Origin of the sequence: uncultured Microbacterium sp. (assembly GCF_913776565.1) — a bacterium.
In the GTDB taxonomy this organism is placed as follows: Bacteria; Actinomycetota; Actinomycetes; order Actinomycetales; family Microbacteriaceae; genus Microbacterium.
Genome location: NZ_CAJYPF010000229.1, coordinates 1 through 3,561, shown reverse-complemented (window position 1 = coordinate 3,561; position 3,561 = coordinate 1). Strand labels below are relative to the sequence as shown.

At 73.0% G+C, this 3,561-nt stretch carries 3 protein-coding genes; 2 read left to right on the top strand and 1 reads right to left on the bottom strand.

Annotated features, from left to right (window positions below; genetic code table 11):
* Positions 1–335: Maf family protein (locus QZ433_RS12865; protein ID WP_295784185.1), on the bottom strand; the 335-nt coding region annotated here is incomplete at its 3' end.
* 115 nt (positions 336–450) lie between these two features.
* Between QZ433_RS12865 and QZ433_RS12860 the strand changes: the two genes are divergently transcribed.
* On the top strand, positions 451–1,710 hold the full coding sequence (locus QZ433_RS12860) for a TRAM domain-containing protein (RefSeq protein WP_295784182.1): 1,260 nt from the start codon (positions 451–453) through the stop codon (positions 1,708–1,710).
* 116 nt (positions 1,711–1,826) lie between these two features.
* Positions 1,827–2,495, top strand: a complete 669-nt coding sequence (locus QZ433_RS12855) for a response regulator transcription factor (protein WP_295784179.1) — start codon at positions 1,827–1,829, stop codon at positions 2,493–2,495.
* Positions 2,496–3,561 lie beyond the last annotated feature (1,066 nt).

The window sequence follows — 3,561 nt, the reverse complement described above, 5'->3', positions numbered from 1 at the left end:
CGCCCGCGCATCCCGTGCCAGCGCGCGGTCGCGGCCTCGGCCGTGTACGGCTTGCCGAGGATCTCGTCGCCGAGCGCGAACATCGAATCCCCGCCGATGACGAAGCCGTCGAACGAGGGTTCCTCGGCGCGCAGGCGCTGCGCGACATCGGCGGCCTTGCGCCGCGCGAGCAGCAGCACGTGCTCGGGCGCGGGCAGCCGGCGTCCTTCGGCGGCCTCGACCTCGGCCACGACGGCCTCTTCGTCGACCTCGGGGGCACGGGTCACCGGTTCGATCCCCGCCTGACGCAGCAGCATCATGCGGGCGGGGGAAGTGGATGCCAGGCACACGCGCATGCGTCAACGCTACCGGCGCGGGGGCCGGACCCTCCGACGGGCCCCGGGTCCGCGCCGAGGCGGCTGAGCCCGCGGCGCCCCGGCGTCTCCCGGGTGGATGTGTCAGGCTCGGGGGATGCACGACGGCGACCTCATCGAACTCGACATCACCGGCATCGCCCACGGCGGCGTGTTCGTCGGTCGGCACGAGGGGCGCGTCGTCTTCGTCCCCGATACGTTGCCGGGCGAGCGGGTGCGCGCGCGCCTCACCGACACGCGCAAGAAGGCCTTCTGGCGCGCCGATGCGATCGAGGTCCTGGATGCCGCGCCCCAGCGCCGTCCCCACGTGTGGCGTGCCGCCGCGATCGACGTCGACCCGGCCGAGCGCGTCGGCGGCGCCGAGTTCGGACACATCGACCTCTCCTCTCAGCGCGAGCTGAAGGAGCGCGTCATCCGTGAGGCCGTCGAGCGCGTCGGCCGCCTGGAGCTGCCGGTCGATGTCCGCGCCGCGGGCGACGCGGAGCACCCCGAGTCCGCGGACGGCACGCGCTGGCGCACCCGCGTGAGCCTGCACGTCGATGACGAGGGCCGCGTCGGGGCGTACGCCGCACGCACTCACCACGTCGTCGAGACCCCCGACCTGCCGCTGGCGACCGAGGCGCTCGAGATCGCTGCCCGCGAGGCGCGCGCGGGTGCGCGCCCGGGTCGCGTCGACCTGGTCCAACCCGCCGACGGCCGCGTGCGCGTGCTGCCGCGGCCCGACGGCGACCGCGCGCGTCCGGCTTCGGCGGTCGTCGAGGAGCGGGTGGGCGACCGTGTCTTCCGGGTGGATGCCGCCGGCTTCTGGCAGGTGCACCGTCTGGCCGCGCACACGCTCAGCGCCCTCGTGTCGGCCGAGTTGTCGGCATCCGTCGGCGCGCTCGATCCCGAGGCCACGCACCTCGACCTCTACGGCGGGGTCGGACTGTTCGCCGCGACCCTGGCCGAGATGGGTGGTGCGGCAACGCGCGTCGTCAGTGTCGAGAGCGACCCCCGCGCGACCGAGCACGCGGGCGAGAACCTCGCCGAGTGGGTCGGCGCGCGCGCCGAGACCGCGAGGGTGGATCGTTTCGTCGCACGCCTCGCCGCCGACGCCTCGGCACGCGAGCGCGAGCGGCTCGCCCGCGGCGTCGTGCTGCTCGACCCGCCGCGCGCGGGGGCGGGTCGCGACGCCGTCGACGGGATCGCCGCCCTGGGGCCGTCGGCGGTGGTCTACGTGGCGTGCGACCCGGTGGCGCTTGCGCGCGACCTCGCCACCTTCGCCGGCCACGGCTACCGCGCGGACCGCGGCATCCGCGGCGTGGACCTCTTCCCGAACTCGCACCACGTCGAGGCGGTCACCGTCCTGCGGCGCTGAGCGACGGCGTTCCTCGCCCTCTCCGCGCGCCCGTCGGGTGCGCATCGACGGAACGGACGCGCCGAGAGAGGGCCGTGCTCCTGCGCGGGTGCGCGTCGCGCCGATACGATGACGGGATGACGCGCGTCGCCCTCATCGATGATCACGAGTCCGTCCGGCTCGGACTCGAGGCCGCGCTCGCCCGCACCGAGGCCACGCAGGTCGTCTTCTCGGGAGCGAACGTCGCCGCCTACCTGTCGTGGCGGCAGAGCGCCGTGGCCTCACCGGCCGACGTCGTCGTGCTGGATCTGACGCTCGGCGACGGCACCACGGTGTCCGAGAACGTCGACCGGGTGGTCCGCGACGGTTCCAGCGTCATCATCCACAGCGTGGCGGATCGCGCCGCCGCCGTTCGTGAAGCGCTCGCGGCGGGCGCCGCGGGTATCGTCAGCAAGTCCTCGCCGACGCACGAGGTGCTCGGCGCCATCAGCACCGTCGCGCGCGGCGAACTCCTCGACAACGTCGAGTGGGCCAGCGCCGTCGAGGGCGACCGCGCGTTCGCCGACGCGCAACTGTCCGTGCGCGAGCGCGAAGTGCTGCGGCTCTATGCTGCCGGGCTCCCGCTCAAGGCCGTCGCCGACCGCCTGGGGGTGGCCTACTCGACCGCGAAAGAGAACATCACGCGGGTGCGGGTCAAGTACGTCGAGGTCGGTCGTCCGGCTCCGACCAAGGTCGACCTCCTGCGGAGGGCGATGGAAGACGGCATCCTCCAGGACGCGCCCGAAGACGCTCCCGGTCATGGGTGAAACCGACCGTTCCGTGCTCGACGAGGCTTGGGGACGCATTCCCCACACACGTGAGGTCCAGGCCGAACAGGGGTCGTTCACCCAGGCGCGCATCGAACGCGTCATCACCCTCATCGTCGGCCCCGGTTCCCTTGTTCTCGGCGCGCAGGCCTTCGCGGCGGCTTTCGCGCCCGGAGATGAGGCCGAGGGGTGGCATGTCCCGCTCGTGGTCGCCGTCTTCGTGCCGCTGATCGCGATGGTGGTCGCGTGCTCGATCGGGCGCTTCGCCCGTGTCTTCTCCGGTGTCTTCGCCGTGGTGTTCCTCTTGGCCCTCGCGGTGTGGCCGGTGGCGACGGCCGGGGGAGCGACGCCGGTGCCGACCGAGAACCCCTGGGTGTTCTATCTGGTCAACGTGGCCACGGTGGCCACCATCGTCGCTTTCCCGCTGTGGCTGCAGGTGGTGTGGACGGTGGTCACACCGGTGATGTTCGGTGTCGTCCGCATGATCCAGGTGGGCGGTCGCGCGGACTTCGTCGTGCCGATCGCGCTGGACGTGTCGTTCGCGCTCATCCTGGGCAGCGTCCTGGTCACCCTGGGCTGGATGTATCGCTCGATCGCGGCGAACGTCGATCAGGCGCGCGCGTCGGCGGTGTCCAGCTACGCCTCCGCCGCGGCGGTCGCCGCGACGGAGCACGAACGCATCGCCGTCGCCGCGCTCATGCACGACAGTGTGCTGGGCGCTCTGCTCGCGGCCGAGCGCGCGACGACCCCCCGAGAGCGAACGCTCGCGGTGAGCATGGCGCGCGAGGCGTTGACCAGGCTGGCCAACGCCGAGAAGGATTCGCTCGAGGGCAGTGACGAGCCCGTTCCGGCCGTTCGACTGGCCGACGACATCGAGGCCGCGGCGCTCGAGCTCGGGGTCGAGCTGAGGGTCGTGCGGCGCGTCGACGAGGGAACACCGCGCGTGCCCGGTCGCGTGGCGCGCGCCCTCGTGCTGGCGGCGCACGACCCTCAGCTCGACCCCGAGCTCGAGCGCCGCGGCCTCGATGTCGTCGGCCAGTCGAACAGATCGGAAGAGCGTCGTGTA